The organism is Staphylococcus sp. 231237_7MaSpsaltlick (genome assembly GCF_043107035.1).
Map to the genome: position 1 here is coordinate 1 of NZ_JBICNX010000268.1, position 599 is coordinate 599.

The 599-nt window shown below is 35.2% G+C and carries 1 protein-coding gene; it reads right to left on the reverse strand.

Features of this window, described 5'->3' with window-relative positions; genetic code table 11:
• Positions 1 to 498: MFS transporter (locus ACF91D_RS31400; RefSeq protein ID WP_392438641.1), on the reverse strand; the 498-nt coding region annotated here is incomplete at its 3' end.
• Between the last annotated feature and the right edge of the window lie 101 nt (positions 499 to 599).

Consider the following 599-nt stretch of genomic DNA (forward strand, 5'->3'; position numbering starts at 1 on the left):
TCCCATTATTGGTATTACTAATGAAGCATAAAAAGGACCAAAAACACTTAGCCCCAGTGAAAACATAAACCAGAACCAGCCGGCAGCAGTGCTCCGTTTATCTAATGGCGCACTGTAATTTATCCATACTAAGAATGAACAAGCAAACATAGGATAACCGAAACCTCTTATTGCATAAAATGGTGCCATGATATAATAATTCAAACTATACATACCTAACCAAATAAAACCGATACTACCTATTAGAAAGGCTAGGGTTCCTAATAACATCGCTTTCCTAGGACCTAACGTTTGAACGAAAACACCAGACAACCAAGCAGAAATAGTAACAGTAACACCATAGATAGTTATAAGAAACGATGCTGCCGTTGCAGACATATTTTGATCTACTAAATATGGAACTAACCAAGCTTGTTCAATCCCATCACCAATCATAAATAGGACTAGTCCAATATATCCCCAAAGTAAATTTTTAGGAAGACCTATTTTTTTAAACACATAAAACATCCCCTTTGAAATAAAAATCCCTTAGTAAAACCGTTAACTTAAAATTGTATATAAAAATTCTTGGGTTTCTGTCGCGTCTGTGGAGAGAATTA